Below are 16,354 nucleotides of genomic sequence, written 5' to 3'. Positions count from 1 at the left end.
CGGCAAGGTTCATCGCGCGGGCGCGATTTACGGCAGGACTTGCTTGAACGGCTTGACCGAAACGTTGGCGTAGACGCCCGCGGCGATGTACGGATCCGCATCTGCCCAGGCCTGGGCTGCGCTCAGGGAATCGAACTCGGCGACGATCAGGCTGCCGGTGAAACCCGCCGCGCCCGGATCATTGCTGTCGACCGCCGGGTGCGGGCCGGCCAATACGATACGACCTTCGCCCTTGAGCACTTGCAGGCGCTCAAGGTGGGCAGGCCGTGCGGCCAGGCGGGCTTCCAGGGAGTTGGCGACGTCTGTGGCAATGATTGCGTAAAGCATGTCAGTCCTCGGTTTTTGGCGTGGTGGTATCGGCGTCGTGCAGGTGGCGGGACAGGTAAATGCCCTGTGCGACCAGGAACAGCAACGTCATGCCCAGGCTGCCGAAGACTTTGAAGTCGACCCAGTAGCTCTGGAACGTGAACGCGACGAACAGGTTGGCAGCACCGCAAAACAGGAAAAAGCCGATCCAGGCGATGTTCAGTCGCGTCCAGACCTGGTCCGGCAGGGTCAGTGCGTGGCCCATGATGCGCTTGATCAGCAGTTGCTCGCCGATGAAGTGGCTGCCAATGAACGCCAGGGCGAACAGCCAGTTGACCACCGGCGCTTTCCACTTCAGGAAGGTTTCGCTGTGGAACGCCAGGGTCAGGCTACCGAAGACCAGGCAGGCGATGAGGGTCAGCCATTGGCTCTTTTCCAGCTTGCGCTGCTTGATGAACAGCGCACCGTAAACCACCAGGGAGCTGATGATCAGCATCGCGGTGGCGCTGTAAATACCGCCTACAGTCAGTTGATGACCGCCGATGTCGACGACCCGTGGATCAATTTTGAAAACGATGAAAAACAGCAGGAGCGGGATGAAATCGATGAATTGTTTCACAGTGGCAGCCAGAAGCAGGATGTGGCGGCATAATAACAAACATATGGGCGCGCGATAGCGCCAGCTGATTTGAGGTAACACATCCCCGTGAATGTTGATTTGCACTGCCATAGCACTGCCTCCGATGGCGCTCTCGCGCCTGCTGTCCTGGTGGCGCGTGCGTTCGAGAAAGGCGTGCGAGTCCTGGCCTTGACCGATCACGACACCCTCGAGGGCCTCGATGAGGCCCGCAGTGCGGCGACCTCGCTGGGGATGCAACTGGTCAACGGCGTCGAATTGTCCTGCACCTGGGGCGGCGCGACCATTCATGTGCTCGGCTACGGATTTGATGTCAATGCCGAACCGTTGGTCGAGGCGATCGCCAAATTGCACGATGGCCGCTGGCTACGGTCCGAAGAAATAAGCCGCAAGCTGGCATTGAAAGGCATGCCCGGCGCGCTGGAAGGTGCCCGGGCGATCCAGCAGGAACTGGGCGACAGCGGCAATGCGCCGGCCCGTCCGCATTTCGCCGACTGGATGGTGCGTGAAGGTTTCGTCAAGGATCGCGCTGAAGCGTTCCGTAAATGGCTGGGCGCCGGCAAGCTGGGCGACGTCAAGCAGCATTGGCCGACCCTGGAAGACACGGTCGAAACGCTGCGAGCCGCGAAAGCCTGGGTCAGCCTGGCGCATCCGTGGCACTACGATTTCACTCGCAGCAAGCGTCGCCGCCTGATTTCTGACTATATTCAAGCCGGGGGCCACGCAATTGAAGTGGTCAATGGCCATCAGCCCGCCGAGCAAGTGGGCAGCCTGGCGATTCTTGCCCGCGAGTTCGGTCTGCTGGTCAGCGCCGGCAGTGATTTTCATGGCCCTGGAGGCTGGTCCGAGATCGGCGAGTACCGCCCGCTCCCGGAGGATCTGCCACCACTGTGGTGTCGATTCAAACATGACCCAATTATTGCCGCCGTCTGAACAGGTAGAGAATGTGAGTCAATTTTTCCAGATTCATCCGGAGAACCCGCAAGCGCGCCTGATCAAACAGGCTGTCGAAATCATCCGCGGCGGCGGGGTGGTGATTTATCCCACAGACTCGTCCTACGCCATTGGTTGCCAGATCGGCGACAAGAATGCCGTGGATCGCGTGCGCCGTTTGCGTGGGCTGGATGAAAAGCACAACTTCGCGCTGATTTGCAGCGACCTGTCGCAACTGGGGGTGTTCGCCAAGATCGACACGGGCACCTTCCGCTTGCTCAAGGCGCACCTGCCGGGGCCTTACACCTTCATTCTCAACGCCACCCGCGAAGTCCCGCGGCTGTTGTTGCACCCGAAAAAACGCACCATCGGCCTGCGGGTGCCGAGTCATCCGATTGCCCTGGCGCTGCTGGAAGAGCTCGGCGAGCCCTTGATGAGCGTGACCCTGATCATGCCCGGCGACACCGATCCGATGAGCGATCCTTACGAAATGCGCCAATTGCTTGAGCATCAGGTCGACCTGATCATCGATGGTGGTTTCGGCGGGATCAAGGCGTCCACCGTGATCAACCTCGCCGACGGCGAGCCGGAAGTGATCCGCGTCGGTTGCGGCGACCCTACGCCGTTCATGGCCGAGGCGTAGATGTCTGCAGTAGAACCCGTTGTCGACAGTCAGCCCGGCGCCCAGCAAGAGCTGCCCTTCGCCATGGTCTATGGCCAGGCGGTCATGGAAATGCCGCTGGACCTGTACATCCCGCCGGATGCGCTCGAAGTGTTTCTCGAAGCCTTCGAGGGGCCCCTCGACCTGCTGCTGTACCTGATCCGCAAGCAGAACATCAACATCCTCGACATTCCCGTGGCGGAAATCACTCGCCAGTACATGGGCTATGTCGAGCTGATGCAGTCGGTGCGCCTGGAACTGGCCGCCGAGTACCTGGTGATGGCCGCGATGCTGGCCGAGATCAAGTCGCGGATGCTGTTGCCGCGGGCCGAAACCATCGAAGACGAAGAAGATGACCCGCGCGCCGAACTGATCCGTCGCTTGCAGGAATACGAACGCTTCAAGGCGGCGGCCGAAGGCATCGATGGCCTGACTCGCGTCGGGCGTGACGTGGTGGTGCCCAAACTGGATGCCCCGGAAGCGCGGGCGCGCAAGCTGTTGCCGGACGTGCGTTTGTCAGAGCTGCTGCTGTCCATGGCCGAAGTCCTGCGCCGTGGCGACATGTTCGAAAGTCACCAGGTCAGTCGCGAGGCATTGTCCACCCGCGAACGCATGAGCGATGTGCTGGACCGGCTCAAGGGCGGCGGTTTCGTGCCCTTTGTCGAGCTGTTCACCGCTGAAGAAGGACGCCTGGGGGTGGTGGTGACCTTTATGGCGATCCTCGAACTGGTCAAGGAATCTTTGGTCGAGCTGGTGCAGAATGAGCCGTTCGCGGCGATCCACGTGCGAGCCCGAGCCGAATAACGAGTTGAATCATGAACCTGACTGAACCCCGCGAGCTGGCGCCATTGCTTGAAGCCTTTCTGTTGGCCTCGGGAAAACCGCAATCGCTTGAACGCCTGTTCGAACTCTTCGAAGAGGGCGAGCGCCCTGAGCCGCCAGTCTTCAAGAAAGCCCTGACGATTCTGGCCAAGTCCTGCGACGGCCGCGCCTTCGAGCTGAAGGAAGTGGCCTCCGGGTATCGCCTGCAGATCCGCGAAAAGTTCTCGCCGTGGGTAGGCCGTTTGTGGGAAGAACGCCCGCAGCGTTATTCCCGCGCCATGCTCGAAACCATCGCCTTGATCGCCTATCGCCAGCCGATCACCCGGGGCGAGATCGAGGACGTGCGGGGCGTGGCGGTCAACAGTCACATCGTCAAGACCCTGCTGGAACGCGAGTGGATTCGTATCGTCGGGTACCGCGACGTGCCTGGCAAACCGGCGATGTTCGCCACCACCAAGGCGTTTCTCGACCACTTCAACCTGAAGAACCTCGACGATTTGCCGCCACTGGCTGAGTTGCGAGAGCTGGAGCCTGATCCGGTGCTCGATTTTGACGACGCACCGGTACCGGCAGGCTTGCAGGAACTGGCGGATGCCAGTGCCGAACCGGAAGAACCCAAGGAGGAGACCAGTTTCCATACGCTGTTGCTGGAACTGGACACCATGGAAGAGGGGCTCAAGACCGACTTCGATGACATCCTGCGTGATAGTGCGGTGACGGATTCCGAAGAGGTGCTGGATCAGCCTGAGCCTGAAATCGAAGTTGAACTTCAAGTCGAGCCTGAAGCCACAGTCGAAGAAGAACCGGAAGAAGAGTTGGAAGATGACGTGCTGGGTGTCGCCGAAGCGCGGGAGAAACTTCTGGCTGCTGTGGCTGCCCTCGAACAGCACAAACCCGAACCCGAATTGAGCGACGAAGAGGCCGAAGCCCGGGCTCTGGCCGAAGCCATCGAAGCCGAACGCCGCGAATTCGACGACTGACCCGGATCATGTGGACGCCGATTCCCCTTTGGGAGTGAGCCTGTTCGCGATAGCGGTGGGTCAGGCAAAACGATGTCGATTGACACTCCCTCATCGCGAGCAGGCTCGCTCCTACAGGGGTTCTGTGTTGCCTGGAGAATTTGATGAGCTCAACCAAAGACCCCTGCATCAGCGTCTGCAAATTCGCCGATGACATCTGCCTCGGCTGCGGCCGCAGCAAGCGCGAGATCAGGGCCTGGAAGAAACTCGACAAGTCCGACAAGCGCACGGTGCTGGCCGAAGCGTCGCTGCGGTTGATCAAACTTGGCGCCGCCGGTCGGCGGAAAGGCAAGTAAGTCTCCATTCATCAGCTAGTCTCTGATGCGCGAACGCTTCCATGAGCGTATGATTCGCGACCCTTTGGCGATCCCTTTGCCAAAGTACCCAGTTTTACATCGCTTCAGGACGCTCAATTCAGGGCCGCCTGAACAGACCACACCGGGAGGTGCCCAGATGAGTATCAACGACCAGAAAGACGACCAGGAAATCGGCCCAGCAGGCGAAAAACTGCAGAAAGTCCTCGCCCGTATCGGCGTCGGCTCGCGCCGTGACGTGGAAGCCTGGATCAGCCACGGCCGCATCAAGGTCAATGGCAAAGACGCCACCCTTGGGCAGCGCGTCGACATGCACGACGCCATCACCATTGATGGCAAGGTGATCAAGCGCGAAGAAGCCGCCGAGTCGGTACGCCGCGTGATCATGTACAACAAGCCCGACGGTGAAATCTGCACTCGCCTTGATCCGGAAGGCCGTCCGACCGTTTTCGACAAGATGCCGCGCCCGAAAGAAGGTCGCTGGATCAACATCGGTCGCCTGGACATCAACACCACCGGCCTGCTGATGTTCACCACCGACGGTGAGCTGGCCAACCGCCTGATGCACCCGTCCTACGAAATGGACCGTGAATACGCGGTACGTGTCCGTGGTGAAGTCGATGACGAAATGATCGAGCGTCTAAAGGCAGGCGTCGTCCTCGAAGACGGCCCGGCCAAGTTCACCGACATCAAGCAAGCACCTGGTGGCGAAGGTTTCAACCATTGGTACCACTGCGTGGTGATGGAAGGTCGCAACCGCGAAGTTCGTCGTCTGTGGGAATCCCAGGGCCTGGTGGTCAGCCGTCTGAAGCGCGTGCGTTTCGGTCCGGTGTTCCTCAACTCCGACCTGCCGATGGGCCGCTGGCGCGAAATGAGCCAGTACGAAGTCGACATTCTGAGTGCTGAAGTCGGCCTGACCCCAGTGGCCATGCCGCAAATGAACGCCAAGAGCAAAGACAAGCTCGACCGCATGCAGCGTAAATCGTCGCGTCCAATGGGCAAGACCGAGCGCGTGCGTTCGTTGCGTCCAGCCATCGGCAACCAGACCGCTGCTACGCCGCGTGACTCCCGTGAACCGCAAATCGAAGGCGAGCGTCCAGCCCGCAAACCAGCAGCGCCACGCGCTGATGGCGAGCGCGGTCCACGCACGCCGCGTCCGGCCAACGGTCGCACTGAACGTGGCGAAGGCCGTGGTGCTCCAAGTGGTGGTCGCAGTGATCGCGGTGCTCCAGCCGGTCGTGGCGAGTCTCGTGGTGAGTCGGGTCGCGGTACGCCAGTGGCAGACCGTCCTTCCGACACCAAGCGCCCGGCCAAGGCACCGGCGAAGAAGCGCCCAGGCATCGTTCTGGTCGACAAGGATGCGCCATCAGGCAAACGCCGTGGTGCGCCAGCCGGTTCGGGCCAGCGTCCGGGCTTTGGTCGTCGCAAGCCTGAGTAATCGGTAAGCACCGAATAAAAAACGCCAACCCTCGGGTTGGCGTTTTTTTTGGTCTGGCAAAAGCCGGTCTTCAGAATGCAGATAAACCTGTGGCGAGGAAGCTTGCTCCCGTTGGGTCGCGAAGCGGCCCCAAACCCTCTACCCCGGTGTGTCAGGCAAATCGTGGCGGCAGGTTTTGCGACTGCTGCGCAGTCGAACGGGAGCAAGCTCCCTCGCCACAGGGTTCATGTTGCTTAGAAAACAAACCGCCCATCAAACACCGGCTCATCATCCAGCGCCAACACGCCGCTGGAGAAGATCAGGTCCAGATGATGGCTGCCCTTGGCCCCACCACCCAACCCCAGATGCAGCCCGCAATGGCGCTCCTCGAACCCGGCATTTCGGGCATACAGCGCCTTCACGCCTTCATTGGTGCCGATTCCCAATTCCTCAATGCGCCGGTTCGACGGATTGGCCTCCAGGTACTTGTTGAAATCATGTTCCAGTCCCGGCACTTCCGTGGCGATCTTGTGGATGGTCGAGTTCTCGATCCACAACTCCAGCGGCGAATCCAGCACCCCGTACTTGCGGGCAAACGGAATGGTGCTGAGGAAGGTCCCCATGAACTTCACCCGGCCGTTGATCGCTTCGCTGTGCGTGGCAATTTCACCGGGGGCCAAATCAAAGTTGCCGATGCCGTTGATGTCGGTCCACTTCTTGATGCTGTTCAGCGGTGTTTCAAACCACGAGCCGTGATCATCTTTGAAACTCAACGTTGTCGCGTGAGACATGCGCTGGATCAAGTGGCTGTTCAAACCCGCTATGCGCTGCGGAGTGACGCTGAAAGTGTCGTAGAAGTAATCGCCGTAATCCTTGAACAGCAGCGACTTCTTCCAGTTCTCGGCCATTACACCTTGCAGCGCACGGACAAACTCCGGGCCGTCGGGGCGAGGATTGGGCAGGGTGGAAGAGTCGTAGAAGAAAATGTACAGATCGCTTTCGGCAATCGCCTGGGCCAGCTTTTCTGTCGGCTCGATGTCCAGGCGCATGGTGCTGAAACGGAAGGGCTGGCTGTCACTGGCCTGTTCGGCGATGGCGCCGGTCAGTGCCTCGTAATCAGCGGTGTGGCCGAGCAAGACCTTTGCCGGGTTGATGCCGGCAACGGCAGGGTGGTGTTCGAGGTAGTAAAGGAAATGCGAAATGGCGCGTTGCTTATCCATGTAGTCCTCCCTGACAAACCGAGAAAAAGTGGCAGGCACAACCGGCCGGATCGTGCCTGCCGGGTGGGCCTTACAGAGGCCACATCGCCGTGCCGAACGGAACAACCGCATCGGCTTGCATCATTTCAACGGCGGCTTCATGGGTCGGTGCTTCAAACCAATCGTCCAGTTGCAGTTCAGTTTCCAAGTCTTTTTCAAGTGCTTGCATTGTGAATCTCCTAGATGACTTTTTCGGTAAGTGCAGCGGCGCGTTTTTCAGTCATTGAATAACGTGCCAACTTGCCGGTCGATGCGTCTCGGCAAGTCGCTGAAAACCTAGTCCAGAGCTTTTTAAATTGCAAAAAAATAATCAAATTAGATTTATTTGAACTTTTTATTCTGTTTTATCAGGGCCTGTTTATCGATTAAAAACAAAAAACTAACTCGACCTTTTCCTTAGGAAGCTTCCTAACGTCAATTTGCAGTCGTCCTACGGATTGATCTGATTTGGAAAGTCTGCGTTACGGCTTGTAAAGAAAAGCTGACGGATTATCGCCTCTGAGCCCTTGGATTGACGTCCACGGAAGGTGTGTAAGGAAATCCTTCCGCAAACACGTCGCTCAACCACCCTGCAAGGCTCTGGCTCGCTTGTTTCAACGGCGCTGGCAGGGTGAGATGCGCTCCATGCCTGTCGTGCAGGTGCATAACAAGAAGGAGGCGCAATGAACGCCGTGACTCATCTCCACTTCTCCCCCGAGGGCGATTTGTTCGTCGTCCCCGTCGAAGACCCGCAAAGGTCTGACCCAGTTTTTGCAGCCGCCCGAGACCCTCGGGGCGGACACAGGCAATCCCGGCAAACGACGCGCTGATCCAGCGGTGTCTGGCAGCAGGGGGTTACAGGTGTACAATGCGCCGCGTTTTAACTGTGACCTCCTGCGCATCTGCGCAAACCTCAAGGCTATCCGCCTTGTTCACTCCGCCGCGCCACAAGCGTGTCGGGTTCGATTTCGTCACAGATAAAAACAAACAGGTGACGCATGACCGTTGTAAAAACGCTGAACTCCTTTTGCCTTCGCTGGGGTTTGATCGGCGCTGCTTGAAATCGCAACCGAGCAGCAACGTCTAACGAACATCATCAAACCTTGCGTGAGACCCTTTTCATGAGTGGACAAAACTCGCATTCAGGCGAGCTGAAACGCGGCCTGAAAAATCGCCATATTCAACTGATCGCCCTCGGTGGCGCGATCGGTACCGGGCTGTTCCTGGGCTCGGCCGGTGTACTGAAATCTGCCGGCCCGTCGATGATCCTCGGCTACGCCATCTGCGGCTTCATTGCCTTCATGATCATGCGCCAGCTCGGCGAAATGATTGTCGAAGAGCCTGTGGCGGGTTCCTTCAGCCACTTCGCCCATAAATACTGGGGCGGGTTCGCCGGCTTCCTGTCGGGCTGGAACTGCTGGATCCTGTACATCCTGGTGGGCATGTCGGAGCTGACTGCGGTCGGCAAATACATCCACTACTGGGCGCCACACATTCCGACCTGGGTCTCGGCCGCCGGCTTCTTCGTCCTGATCAACCTGATCAACCTGGCCAACGTCAAAGTCTTTGGCGAGGCCGAGTTCTGGTTCGCGATCATCAAGGTCGTGGCGATTGTCGGCATGATCGCGCTCGGCAGCTACCTGCTGGTCAGCGGCCACGGCGGCCCGCAAGCCTCGGTGACCAACCTGTGGGCCCACGGCGGTTTCTTCCCGAACGGGGTTAGCGGCCTGGTGATGGCCATGGCGATCATCATGTTCTCCTTCGGCGGCCTGGAAATGCTCGGTTTCACCGCAGCAGAAGCCGACAAGCCGAAAACCGTGATCCCGAAAGCCATCAACCAGGTGATCTACCGGATCCTGATTTTCTACATCGGTGCGCTGGTCATCCTGCTGTCGCTGACGCCATGGGACAGCCTGTTGGCGACCCTGAATGCGTCGGGTGATTCCTACAGCGGCAGCCCGTTCGTGCAAGTGTTCTCGATGCTTGGCAGCGACACCGCCGCACACATCCTCAACTTCGTAGTCCTGACGGCGGCGCTGTCGGTGTACAACAGCGGCACTTACTGCAACAGCCGGATGCTGCTGGGCATGGCCGAGCAGGGCGATGCGCCGAAAGCCTTGGCGAAAATCGACAAGCGCGGCGTGCCGGTGCGTTCGATCCTCGCTTCGGCGGCGGTGACGTTGATTGCGGTGTTGCTGAACTACCTGATCCCGCAAAACGCGCTGGAACTGCTGATGTCGCTGGTGGTTGCCACCCTGGTGATCAACTGGGCGATGATCAGCTTCTCGCATTTCAAGTTCCGCCAGCACATGGACAAGACCAAGCAGACGCCGCTATTCAAAGCCCTGTGGTACCCATACGGGAACTACGTCTGCCTGGCGTTCGTGGTGTTCATTCTCGGCGTAATGCTGTTGATCCCGGGCATCCAGATCTCGGTGTATGCGATTCCGGTTTGGGTCGCGTTCATGTGGGTGTGCTACGGGATCAAGAACAAGCGCAGCGCTCAGCATGCGTTGCAGGCTGCAAACGCGAAGTAAGCGCAGCTCGCAGAAACAACAAACCCGGCCATGTGCCGGGTTTGTCATTTTCAGGCTTCACACAACCCCCGTGTAGGAGTGAGCCTGCTCGCGATGGGGTCGTGTCAGGCAACAAAGATGTCGACTGACAACACTGCTATCGCGGGCAAGCCTCGCTCCTACAGGGACCGCATGCTTTCAGTTCATTCGCGGTATCCTGCGCGTTCTGAATACGGACGCTTTTCCATGCTGGTGATTTCCAACAATGTGCATCTGCCGGATGCCGAGATCGAGTTGACCGCCATCCGCGCGCAAGGCGCCGGTGGGCAGAACGTCAATAAGGTCTCCAGCGCCATGCACCTGCGCTTCGACATTCCGGCCTCGTCCTTGCCCGAGTTCTACAAGGAACGGCTGCTGGCGCTGCGTGACAGTCGCATCACCAGCGATGGCGTGTTGATTATCAAGGCCCAGCAATACCGCACGCAGGAAGCCAATCGCGCCGATGCGCTGGAGCGGCTGGTCGAGTTGATTCTCAGCGCCACCAAAGTCGAGAAGAAACGCCGCCCGACCAAGCCGACCCTCGGTTCGAAGAAGCGTCGGCTGGAATCCAAGACCAAGCGCGGCAGCATCAAGGCCGGGCGCGGCAAGATCGATTTCTAGCGAGCGTCGCGCCCTTCGCGGTACTTTTCACTCAAGTGCTTCGGCGCCTGCCGGTACAAATAAACGCTCAGCGCCAAACCGCTCAATGCAGCAATCGCGGCGAACAGGAAGATCGAGGCAAAGCCAAACCCTGCAGCAATCGCACCGGCCAGCGGCCCGGTAATCCCCAGCGACAAATCGATGAACAGCGAGTAAGCCCCGACCGCAGCACCGCGACTGGAGGCCGGCACCAGGTTGACCGCTTCCACGCCCAGCGCCGGGAACACCAGCGAGAAGCCGAAACCGCTCAATGCCGCACCGGCCAGTGCCCAATGTGCATCCGGCGCCAGCCACAGCAGCAGCAGCCCCAGGGTTTCCACCGACAGGCAGGCAATCGCCACGCGAAAGCCGCCGAGGCGGTTGATCAGGTTGCCGAACAGCAATCGCGCGCCGATGAAACTGGCGCCGAACAGGCTCAGGCACAGCACCGCGTTGTCCCAGTGCTGTGTGGCGTAATACAGCGTGATGAAGGTGGCGATGGTGCCGAATCCGATCGAGCCCAGGGCCAGGCCGCAACCATGGGGCAGCACCCGTCCCAGCACATGCATGAACGGCAGCCGTTCACCGACCACAATCGGCGCGGCGGTTTTTGGCCAGGCCAGTGCCAAGCCAAGGACGGCCAGCAGCACGATGCTCACGCCCATGCTCCACAAGCCCAGTTGACTGACCAGCAACACACCCAACGGCGCGCCGACTGCCAGTGCGCCGTAACTCGCTATGCCGTTCCAGGAGATGACTTTGGCGGTGTTCGCCGCGCCGACCCGGCCGATGCCCCAACCAATCGAGCCGGAGCCCACCAGGCTTTCCGCGCTGCCGAGCACCAGGCGGCCGATCAGCAGGCTGATCAGGCTCAGCATCGGCAGGCTTTGGGTCCAGGCTGAAATCAGCATGAACACGCCGCTCAAACCGCAACCGGCGAGACCGTACATCACCGCGAGTTTGCTGCCCTTATTGTCGATGATTTTCCCGGCATAAGGGCGGCTGAGCAGGGTGGCCAGGTATTGCACGCTGATCACCAGCCCCGCGATTACTGCGCCGAAGCCGAGATCGCTGTGGACGTAGCCGGGCAATACGGCGAGGGGAATGCCGATGTTCAGGTAGCCGATGAAGGTAAAGAGAACGATGGAAACGACTTGCAGCGTGACCGCCAGGGGGCGCTGGTTTTCAGACATGGGTAAAGGTCCACGGGAAAGCAGGATAGATAGGCTGCTTATGATAGCGGCGCGAGCGTCCGTGGGCGTGGAAAAGTAAAACTATTTGCCGTGCGGGGGGTTAATCAGGGTTTTGCGGGGGCGACCAGTTGCGTCGTGACCAGGGCGGCCAGGGCGTTTTCTTCGGTGCCGAAACGGGCGAGCAACGCGGCTTGTTTCTCGGGGGAGAGGCGATTCCAGATCTCGATCATCTTCTCGGCGGTGCCGATCAGGACGCTGGCCTGGGTCTCTGTGAAGTCGTCGGTCATGGTGGGCAGCTCAAGGGTTCAGGCGGTGTGGAAAGCGCATGTTAGCGCTTTCCACACGGTCTGGCATTGCAGGTGTTTCAGTCTTCGCTGTCGGCCTGGCGGCGTTCAGTGGCTTCTTTCGGCTCGGGCTGTTGGGCACCGGCTTGTTGCGTGGTTGTCTGCTCAGTTTCGTGCAGGCTTGGGAAGGGGAGATTAGGGATCTCGTGCATGGTTCGCGCTCCTCGCAAAGTCTGTTGATAGATCTGGTAGATCCGCGCTTTTAAAAAGCTTGGGCAGGATACAGCAGGAGAAATGACAAACAGACTTTTATATCCATTTGTTTCGACGGATGGAGTTGTCTAGACAGGTCAATAGCAGTGACACAAAACAGAGGGGCGAGCCTGTTCGCGAAGGGCCCGGCCAGACATCACAGTATTCGGCAATGCCATAAAAAAGGCCCGCATGAATAACCATGCGGGCCCTTTGCATTCCAGTCGGTGATCAGTGCTTCGGCTCGTCGTTCGACATTGCCAGCAGCTGTTTTTCCTGATTCCAGTCGAAAGGTTCGTCGTTCTGTTCGGCTTCGAAACGACGCTCTTCCAGTGCCTGGTACAAATCGATTTCATCATCGGGCATGTAATGCAGGCAGTCACCGGCGAAATACCACAACAGGTCGCGCGGGACCAGGTGGGCGATTTGCGGGTAACGGGTGATCACCTGGCACAGAATGTCCTGGCCCAGGTATTGGCTTTCGATCGGGTCGACCGGCAGCAACGCACGCAGCTCATCGAAGCGCTCCAGGAACAGGGCATGGCTTTCTTCGGGAACCTGTTCGGCCTCACCTACCGCGACCAGGATGCTGCGCAAGTGGTCGAGCAAGACAAGATGATCGGCAACGACGTTGGACACGAGATAAGTCCTCAAGAGCAAAACGGGCGCAGGAGTATAAAGCTCCTGCGCCCGTTTTTACAGGATCAGCGGACCTTTCCGTCGGCCAGTGCCAGTTCGTCTTTGTCGAAATCATCGACGTCGATGACCTTGCGCCGCGCTACTTCGGCATCACGCAGGGACTGCGCCTCACCCGCTTGCAACACTCCAGCCTCCAGCGCTGCATCGATGACATGTTCCCCAGCCGCCGGTTTGACCTGACCGCTCTTGAGCGCCACGTGCAGTTTTTTCTGTAACGGCTGCGCCGCGTTCAACAGGTTGCAGGCGTGTTGCAGGGCACCGACCGCGTCGTCTGCCGATTGCGGGCGGTAGCAACCGCCGAGCAATTCTTCGAGGGTTGGATCGCCCTTGGCGCGTCCGATCACTGCGGCGACTTCGGCGCCGAGTTTGTCCGATGGACCTTTGTGGCGACGGCCGAACGGGAACACGATCACCCGCAACAGGCAACCCAGCACCTTGTTCGGGAAGTTGCTGAGCAATTCATCCAGCGCACGCTCCGACTGGCCAAGGCTTTCTTCCATGGCCCACTTGAACAGCGGCGCCATGTGCTCCGGCGAATCGAGGTCGTGGTAACGCTTGAGCGCGGCGGAGGCGAGGTACATGTTGCTGAGTACATCCCCAAGACGCGCCGACAGGCGTTCGCGACGTTTCAGTTCACCGCCCAGCAACATCATGCTGAGGTCGGCAAGCATGGCAAACGCAGCCGCCTGTCGATTAAGCGCACGGAAGTAACCCTGACTGAGCTTGTCACCCGGCGAATGTTCCAGGTGCCCGAAGCCGAGGTTCAACACCAGCGTGCTGGCGGCGTTGCTCACGGCGAAACCGATGTGCTTGAGCAGCAGGCCATCGAATTCGGTGAGTGCCTGATCCTTGTCTTCACGGCCGGCGAGAGCCATTTCTTTCAGCACGAACGGATGGCAGCGAATGGCACCCTGACCAAAGATCATCAGGTTGCGCGAGAGGATGTTCGCGCCTTCCACGGTGATGAAAATGGGCGCGCCATTCCAGCTGCGACCGAGGTAGTTGTTCGGCCCCATGATGATCGCCTTGCCGCCGTGAACATCCATGGCGTGGCTGATGCACTCGCGGCCGCGTTCGGTGAGGTGGTACTTGAGAATCGCCGACAGCACCGACGGTTTCTCGCCCAGGTCCACCGCGTTGGCGGTCAGCATTCGGGCGGCGTCCATCATCCAGGCGTTGCCGCCGATGCGTGCCATGGCTTCCTGAATACCTTCGAACGCCGACAGTGGAACGTTGAACTGCTCACGAACCTGTGCGTACTGACCGGTGACCAGGCTGGTGAACTTGGCCGCACCGGTGCCGACCGCCGGCAGGGAAATCGAACGCCCGACTGACAGGCAGTTCATCAGCATCATCCAGCCCTTGCCGAGCATTTCCTGGCCGCCGATGAGAAAGTCCAGCGGCACGAAGACGTCCTTGCCGGAGTTCGGGCCATTCATGAAGGCGGCACCCAGCGGCAGATGGCGGCGGCCGATCTCGACACCGGCGGTGTCGGTCGGGATCAGCGCCAGGCTGATGCCCAGGTCTTCCTTGTCACCCAACAAATGGTCCGGGTCATAGGCCTTGAAGGCCAGGCCGAGGAGGGTGGCGACCGGGCCCAGCGTGATGTAGCGCTTTTCCCAGTTGAGGCGCAGGCCGAGGGTTTCCTTGCCTTCCCATTCACCTTTGCAGATGACCCCGGTGTCGGGCATGGCGCCAGCGTCGGAGCCGGCCAGTGGGCCGGTCAATGCGAAGCACGGGATATCGTCACCCCGTGCCAGCCTTGGCAGGTAATGGTTGCGTTGTTCGTCGGTGCCGTAATGCAGCAGCAGTTCGGCCGGGCCCAGCGAGTTAGGGACCATTACGGTCGACGCGAGGTCGCCACTGCGGGTTGCCAGTTTCATCGCCACCTGGGAGTGGGCATAGGCCGAGAAGCCCTTGCCGCCAAACTCTTTGGGGATGATCAGCGCGAAGAAGCCGTTCTCCTTGATGTGGGTCCAGGCTTCGGGCGGCAGGTCCATGTCTTGCCCGATCTGCCAGTCGGTGACCATGGCGCAGAGCTCTTCGGTCGGGCCGTCGATAAAGGCCTGTTCCTCTTCACTGAGCTGCACTTTTGGATAGGACAGCAACTTGTTCCAGTCCGGGCGACCGCTGAACAGTTCGCCATCCCACCACACGGTCCCGGCGTCGATCGCATCGCGCTCGGTTTGCGACATTGGCGGCAGGGTTTTCTGGAACCAGCTGAACAGCGGCGCGCTGAAGAATTTGCGACGCAGGTCGGGCAGCAACAACGGCGCCGCGACGGCTGCAATCAACACCCAGAAAACCAGCAGCAGCCAGCCTGGCGCGCGACTGAAGGCACCCATCGCGACGATATAGGCAGCGACGATGCACAGGGCGGGCAGGGGGGCGATGCGACGGTGGGCTAAATAAGCTATCCCGACAACCAGAACCAGTATCCACAACAGCAGCATATTTAATCCTCCGTGAACCAGGGCAAAACCAACCTTCAGAGCTTAGACGGCATCCGCAAAACAGGGTGGTCGGAGCGAGGTGATTGAATTCGTGGGAAACCATCGATGAGTTTTGTAGGTTGGGTTGGCAACACGCCCGGGAAATCGTTCGTTTCCTACGCGGCAATACGCCCATGTTTGGCCGAAACGTCGTTATCTCTGTGCTGAAGGTGTCGCTAGACTCGTGGCTTCCCCAGGAGATTGTTCTCATGCACGAGTATCTGAGTCCCGGCCGCTTCATCGATAGTGACCACCCCTCGGTGGTGGAGTTCGCCGAAAAACACCGGGGCGCCAGTCGCGATCCGCTTGAGCAGGCGATCAATCTCTATTACGCGGTGCGCGAGGCCGTGCGCTACAACCCCTACACGTTCAGTCGCGACCCGGATACGTTGCGCGGCAGTTATGCCTTGGCGGCCGGGGAAAGTTATTGCGTGCCCAAGGCCACGCTTCTGGCCGGTGCCGCGCGACATTGCGGGATCCCTGCGCGGATCGGTCTGGCGGACGTGCGCAATCACCTGTCGACGCCGCGGTTGCTCGAATTGCTCAGGAGCGACGTGTTTGCCATGCACGGCTATACGGAGTTGTTTCTGAACGGGCGCTGGGTCAAGGCGACGCCGGCCTTCAACCAGCAACTCTGCGAACTGTTCAATATCGCGCCGCTGGAGTTCGACGGCATCAACGACAGTGTTTTCCATCCCTTCAACCGCGACGGCGAGCAGTTGATGGAGTACCTGGTCGACCACGGCCAGTTCACCGACGTGCCTGAGACGTTCTTTTTCGAGCACCTGGAAAAGTGCTACCCACATTTGTTCAGCGACACATTGCCGGCGTTGCTGGGTGACATGCAGAGTGATTTGAGCCGCGCCTGATCCGGCGTATGCTGCCTGCGCATT

At 59.6% G+C, this 16,354-nt stretch carries 18 protein-coding genes; 9 read left to right on the top strand and 9 right to left on the bottom strand.

Going from position 1 to position 16,354, the window contains the following annotated elements:
- Positions 1-27 precede the first annotated feature (27 nt).
- Together BLU63_RS01870 and BLU63_RS01865 are read right to left on the bottom strand one after the other, a co-directional pair.
- On the bottom strand, positions 28-327 hold the full coding sequence (locus tag BLU63_RS01870) for a YciI family protein (protein WP_008156126.1): 300 nt from the start codon (positions 325-327) through the stop codon (positions 28-30).
- A 1-nt stretch (position 328) separates the two neighbouring features.
- Complete coding sequence (locus BLU63_RS01865) at positions 329-925, bottom strand: septation protein A (protein WP_077748018.1); 597 nt, start codon at positions 923-925, stop codon at positions 329-331.
- 87 nt (positions 926-1,012) lie between these two features.
- Here BLU63_RS01865 and BLU63_RS01860 point away from each other — a divergent pair, with 87 nt between their 5' ends.
- From BLU63_RS01860 to rluB, 6 genes are all read left to right on the top strand, one after another.
- Entirely contained in the window at positions 1,013-1,876 is an 864-nt protein-coding gene (locus tag BLU63_RS01860) for a PHP domain-containing protein (RefSeq protein ID WP_010461935.1), read from the top strand.
- Positions 1,877-1,889: 13 nt separating this feature from the next.
- Positions 1,890-2,519, top strand: a complete 630-nt coding sequence (locus tag BLU63_RS01855) for an L-threonylcarbamoyladenylate synthase (protein WP_010461933.1) — start codon at positions 1,890-1,892, stop codon at positions 2,517-2,519.
- On the top strand, positions 2,520-3,341 hold the full coding sequence (locus BLU63_RS01850; RefSeq protein WP_083374761.1) for a segregation and condensation protein A: 822 nt from the start codon (positions 2,520-2,522) through the stop codon (positions 3,339-3,341). It begins immediately after the preceding gene.
- A gap of 11 nt (positions 3,342-3,352) precedes the next feature.
- Positions 3,353-4,339, top strand: a complete 987-nt coding sequence (gene scpB, locus BLU63_RS01845) for an SMC-Scp complex subunit ScpB (RefSeq protein ID WP_077748017.1) — start codon at positions 3,353-3,355, stop codon at positions 4,337-4,339.
- Positions 4,340-4,482: 143 nt separating this feature from the next.
- Positions 4,483-4,674, top strand: a complete 192-nt coding sequence (locus tag BLU63_RS01840; protein WP_077748016.1) for a DUF1289 domain-containing protein — start codon at positions 4,483-4,485, stop codon at positions 4,672-4,674.
- Positions 4,675-4,831: 157 nt separating this feature from the next.
- A complete protein-coding gene (rluB, locus tag BLU63_RS01835; protein WP_010461925.1) occupies positions 4,832-6,130 on the top strand; it encodes a 23S rRNA pseudouridine(2605) synthase RluB in 1,299 nt (432 codons plus the stop codon).
- A 233-nt stretch (positions 6,131-6,363) separates the two neighbouring features.
- Here the strand turns inward: rluB and BLU63_RS01825 are convergent, their stop codons facing one another.
- Both BLU63_RS01825 and BLU63_RS32970 read right to left on the bottom strand, forming a co-directional pair.
- Complete coding sequence (locus BLU63_RS01825) at positions 6,364-7,329, bottom strand: M29 family metallopeptidase (protein ID WP_077748013.1); 966 nt, start codon at positions 7,327-7,329, stop codon at positions 6,364-6,366.
- A gap of 70 nt (positions 7,330-7,399) precedes the next feature.
- Complete coding sequence (locus BLU63_RS32970; protein ID WP_010461921.1) at positions 7,400-7,537, bottom strand: hypothetical protein; 138 nt, start codon at positions 7,535-7,537, stop codon at positions 7,400-7,402.
- 931 nt (positions 7,538-8,468) lie between these two features.
- Between BLU63_RS32970 and BLU63_RS01820 the strand changes: the two genes are divergently transcribed.
- Both BLU63_RS01820 and arfB read left to right on the top strand, forming a co-directional pair.
- Entirely contained in the window at positions 8,469-9,884 is a 1,416-nt protein-coding gene (locus BLU63_RS01820) for an amino acid permease (protein WP_083374760.1), read from the top strand.
- A gap of 225 nt (positions 9,885-10,109) precedes the next feature.
- Positions 10,110-10,523 (top strand): alternative ribosome rescue aminoacyl-tRNA hydrolase ArfB, encoded by a 414-nt coding sequence (arfB, locus tag BLU63_RS01815; RefSeq protein WP_010461917.1) that lies wholly within the window; start codon positions 10,110-10,112, stop codon positions 10,521-10,523.
- Here arfB and BLU63_RS01810 read toward each other — a convergent pair.
- From BLU63_RS01810 to BLU63_RS01795, 5 genes are all read right to left on the bottom strand, one after another.
- Positions 10,520-11,734, bottom strand: coding sequence for an MFS transporter (locus BLU63_RS01810; RefSeq protein ID WP_010461916.1), 1,215 nt, complete (start codon positions 11,732-11,734; stop codon positions 10,520-10,522). The two genes, arfB and BLU63_RS01810, sit on opposite strands and share 4 nt — an antisense overlap.
- Positions 11,735-11,838: 104 nt before the next feature.
- Positions 11,839-12,021, bottom strand: coding sequence for a hypothetical protein (locus BLU63_RS01805; RefSeq protein WP_010461914.1), 183 nt, complete (start codon positions 12,019-12,021; stop codon positions 11,839-11,841).
- A 77-nt stretch (positions 12,022-12,098) separates the two neighbouring features.
- On the bottom strand, positions 12,099-12,230 hold the full coding sequence (locus BLU63_RS33520; protein ID WP_010461912.1) for a hypothetical protein: 132 nt from the start codon (positions 12,228-12,230) through the stop codon (positions 12,099-12,101).
- Positions 12,231-12,501: 271 nt separating this feature from the next.
- Positions 12,502-12,909 (bottom strand): PA2817 family protein, encoded by a 408-nt coding sequence (locus BLU63_RS01800; RefSeq protein WP_010461909.1) that lies wholly within the window; start codon positions 12,907-12,909, stop codon positions 12,502-12,504.
- A 65-nt stretch (positions 12,910-12,974) separates the two neighbouring features.
- On the bottom strand, positions 12,975-15,422 hold the full coding sequence (locus tag BLU63_RS01795; protein WP_010461907.1) for an acyl-CoA dehydrogenase: 2,448 nt from the start codon (positions 15,420-15,422) through the stop codon (positions 12,975-12,977).
- Between the two features lie 248 nt (positions 15,423-15,670).
- On the opposite strand from BLU63_RS01795, the gene BLU63_RS01790 reads away from it, so the two are divergent.
- Positions 15,671-16,330, top strand: a complete 660-nt coding sequence (locus BLU63_RS01790; protein ID WP_083374759.1) for a transglutaminase-like domain-containing protein — start codon at positions 15,671-15,673, stop codon at positions 16,328-16,330.
- Positions 16,331-16,354 lie beyond the last annotated feature (24 nt).

It is taken from the genome of Pseudomonas mandelii (assembly GCF_900106065.1).
GTDB classification, from domain to species: domain Bacteria; phylum Pseudomonadota; class Gammaproteobacteria; order Pseudomonadales; family Pseudomonadaceae; genus Aquipseudomonas; species Aquipseudomonas mandelii.
Note: the sequence above shows the minus strand (reverse complement) of the source record. Positions and strands in the feature narration are given on the sequence as shown.